We start from the raw sequence: 3770 nt of genomic DNA on the forward strand, positions 1-3770 counted from the left end.
CACCCGACCCGCACCCAACTCCAGGGCCTACTCCTCGGCCTCGCCGCAGGCGACGCCGCCGGCTGGCCCGCGGCCAGACACCGGGCCGCCCGCATGCCCGAGTGGACACGACGGCTCACCCGCGAGCTCGACACCTTCGCCGAGCAGAACGCCACCACCACCCTCCCCGTCCCCATCGCCCTGAACCAGCCGCCCGAGCCCCTCCGGCTCGGCCCCTCCGACGACGCCGAGTGGGCGGCGTACACCGCAACCGCCTTGCTGGCGGCGGCAGTCGGCGGCGGTGCCGGCCGTGATGTGCGGGCCGCCATCGACCACCACTGGCAGATCCTCGCCGCGCAGATCGCCGCGGCGGCCGACCGCGCGCCCGAGGTCGAGTCGGCGCGGATCCCGCTGCGCGCCCGGATCTCCGTACGGGCCGGGCTCGGCAATCTCGCCACCGGTCTGCGCCCGCCCGCCACCGGGCACGACAACCCGCACTTCTTCGACGACGCGGCCTGCGGACGCGCCGTCGTCCTCGCGGCCGTGCACCCCGGGGACCCGCGAGCCGCCGCCGACCTCGCCGAGTTCGACGCCCGCTACACCCAGGACGGCGACGGCGTGCACGGTGCCCGCGCGATGGCCGCGGCCGTCGCCGTGGCGCTCGCCGGGCCGGACGTGGACGCCGCCGTGGACGCCGCGCTCGACCAGCTCCCGCAGGAGACGGAGATCGGCCGCAACGCCCGGCTCGCCGTGCACCTCGCCCGGCACGCCGAGGAGAGCGGCGCCTTCGCGCTCGTACCGCTCCTGGAACACCAGATCGTGGACCATGTCTACAGCTACGGGATCGCCGCGGCCGAAACCGTACCGGTGGCGCTCGCCCTGGCCACCGCGGCCGGCGGCGCTCTCGCCGAGGCCGTGCCCGCCGCGGCCTGCCTGTCCCGGGTGGCCGACTCGGCGCCCGCGCTCGTGGGCGCCCTGACCGGTGCGCTCGGCGGCGCGGAGTGCGTACCGAAGACCTGGCGGGACGCCTGCCGCACCCTGTCGGGCTGTGCGCTGCCACGGCTCGCGGGCACCGATCTGGTGGAGCTGGGCACCGAACTGGCCGACCTCCTGTCGCGCCCTCGCCACAACTGACCGCCGCGGGTGGACACTCCGCCCCATGACGGACACAACAGACACCGCACCCCAGGCCCGCAGGCCCACTCTCGACGAGCGCATCACGGCGAGCCTCGTCGGCGCGGCCGTCGGCGACGCGCTCGGCGGCCCCGTCGAGGGCTGGACACCCGAGCAGATCGCCGAGCGCCACGGCGGCCGGATCACCGGCATCGTCGGCCCCTGGCACGGCTCCGACTGGCGCACCGCCCGGCCCATCGCGCCGTACCACAAGGGCGACGGGCACGTCACCGACGACACCTTGATGACGCACGCGCTGATCCGCGTGTACGCCACGGTCCGCGACCACTTGGACGCGTACGCCGTCGCCGAACACCTCGTCCCCGACCTGATCGGCACGCCCCGCTGGATCCCCGAACTCGAGGCCGAGGCGCTGCCGCTGCAGCGGATCTTCCTCGCCGAGAAGTGGATCGTGGCCCGCCTTCACTACGGCCATGTCGACCCGCGCGAGGCGGGCAGCGGCAACATCGTCAACTGCGGTGCGGCGATGTACATGGCGCCGGTCGGCCTGGTCAACGCGGCGAACCCGGCGGCCGCGTACGCCGAGGCCCTGGAGGTCGCGGGCGCCCACCAGTCGTCGTACGGCCGGGAGGCGGCCGGGGTGTTCGCGGCGGGCGTGGCGGCGGCCTGCACACCCGGCGCGACCCCCGAGTCCGTCGTCGACACCTGCCTCTCGCTCGCCAAGGACGGCACCCGCGCCGCGATCGACGCGGTCTGCGAAGTGGCCGTACGGCACCGGGACTTCGAGACCGCGCTGCGCCCGCTGCGCGCGGCGGTGGCCCCGTACGACACGGTCGGCCCCGACTACCGCGCCCCCTCGCTCGGCGCCCGCCGCCCCTCCCGGCTGCACGCCATCGAGGAGCTGCCGATCGCGCTCGGCATGCTGCTCGTCGGCGCGGGCGACTACCGCCGTACGGTGCTCGGCGCCGTCAACTACGGCCGGGACTGCGACTCCATCGCCACCATGGGCGGCGCCATCGCCGGCGCCCTCGGCTCCGGGCCGCCCGCCGACTGGGCCAAGCAGGTCGCCGAGGGCAGCCGGCTCGACCTGGAGGCACCCGCGACCGTCCTCGCGGACGTGGCCCGCGAGGTGTTCGCCCGCGACCAGCGGCGCCGGGCCGCGCACGCCGATGCGTTCACCCGGCTCGCGGGCAGGCCGGCATGAGCGGATCCGGTACGCCGACGGGGCTACGCCTTACCTGGGTGCAGCCGGAGGACCTGCTCGGCCACGAGCTGCGACAGGCGACGGAGGACGGCAGCGACGCCGGGGCCGTGGAGCGCGTCGAGCGCCGCTGGCACGCGGCGGGCGGCCGTCCGGCCCCGCTCCGGGCCGGCGCCACGGCCACCCCCGCGACCCCCGAGCTGCGCGCCCTGGCCGACCAACTCCTCGACGAACTAGCCGAGTTGACGCCCTCGACCGCCGCCACCGAACCCACAGACCTGCCCACGATCAAGGCCCGCTGCGCCGCAACCTGGCCCGCTCCGACGGCGGCCGCCACCCCCTCCCCCGACCGGCTGCACGCCGCCTGGCTGGGCCGCGCCGTCGGCTGCCTGCTCGGCAAACCCGTCGAGAAACTCCCCCTCGACGGCATCCGCGCCCTCGCCCGCGCCACCGGCAACTGGCCCCTCACCACGTACTTCACCGCCCGCGGCCTGCCCGCCGAACTCGCCGCCGCCCACCCCTGGAACCGCCGCAGCGCCACCACCTCGCTCGCCGAGAACATCGACGGCATGCCGGAGGACGACGACCTCAACTACCCTTTGCTGAACCTGGAGTTGCTCCGCCGCTACGGGCCCGGCTTCAGCACCCGTGACGTCGCCGCGCTCTGGCTGGACGAACTCCCCGCGGGCCGCACCTTCACCGCCGAACGCGTCGCTTACCGCAACCTCCTCGACGGCGTCGAACCCCCGCACACCGCCCGGCGCCACAACCCGTTCCGCGAGTGGATCGGTGCCCTCATCCGCGCCGACGTGCACGGCTGGACCCACCCCGGCGACCCGGGAGCCGCCGCCGAACAGGCCCACCGGGACGCGACGCTCACCCACACCGCGAACGGGGTGTACGGCGCGATGTTCGCGGCGGCCGCCCTCGCCTCGGCGGCGGGCGGCGGAGCCGACGTGCACGCGGCACTCCGCTCCGGCCTGGCCGTCGTCCCGCCCGCGTCCCGGCTCGCCCACGCGGTCCGGCACGGCATCCAACTCGCCCGTACACACGGGGAGTTCACGCCGGTCGTCGACGCCCTGCACGCCACGTACGGCGCGTACCACTGGGTGCACGTCATCCCCAACACGGCCCTGCTCGCCGCGGCGCTCACCCACGCCGACGGCGACTTCGACGGCTCGGTCACGCGGGCGGTGTCGGGCGGCTGGGACACGGACTCGGTCGGCGCGACAGCGGGTTCGGTCGCGGGCCTCCTCGCCGGACACCCGAACGCGATCGACTCGCGCTGGACGGCCCCACTGAAGAACCAACTCGCCACATCCATCGCCGACTTCAACGGCATCGGCTTCGACGAACTGGCCCGCCTGACGTACACGCTGACCACGCCGCCGCCCACCCTCCCCGTTGTGGGCAATCGTTCCGCTGGGCTGGGGGTCCCCCCGGCGGTAGCTGGGGG

General features: G+C 75.5%; 3 protein-coding genes. All 3 read left to right on the forward strand.

Annotation, left to right across the window (positions count from 1 at the left end; genetic code table 11):
* On the forward strand, positions 1-1113 hold a 1113-nt coding region (locus GUY60_RS35580; protein WP_161705526.1), incomplete at its 5' end, for an ADP-ribosylglycohydrolase family protein.
* Between the two features lie 25 nt (positions 1114-1138).
* The gene (locus GUY60_RS35585; RefSeq protein ID WP_161705527.1) at positions 1139-2317 is read left to right on the forward strand and encodes an ADP-ribosylglycohydrolase family protein; all 1179 of its coding nucleotides are present in this window, start codon (positions 1139-1141) and stop codon (positions 2315-2317) included.
* Positions 2314-3770: ADP-ribosylglycohydrolase family protein (locus GUY60_RS35590; protein ID WP_161705528.1), on the forward strand; the 1457-nt coding region annotated here is incomplete at its 3' end. The genes GUY60_RS35585 and GUY60_RS35590, both read left to right, overlap by 4 nt.

The sequence above is a fragment of the Streptomyces boluensis genome (genome assembly GCF_009908195.1).
GTDB classification, from domain to species: domain Bacteria; phylum Actinomycetota; class Actinomycetes; order Streptomycetales; family Streptomycetaceae; genus Streptomyces; species Streptomyces boluensis.

Excerpts from the sequence above, each read along its gene's own strand:
- GUY60_RS35585 (WP_161705527.1), top strand. The coding sequence starts at position 1,139 with ATGACGGACACAACAGACACCGCACCCCAGGCCCGCAGGCCCACTCTC.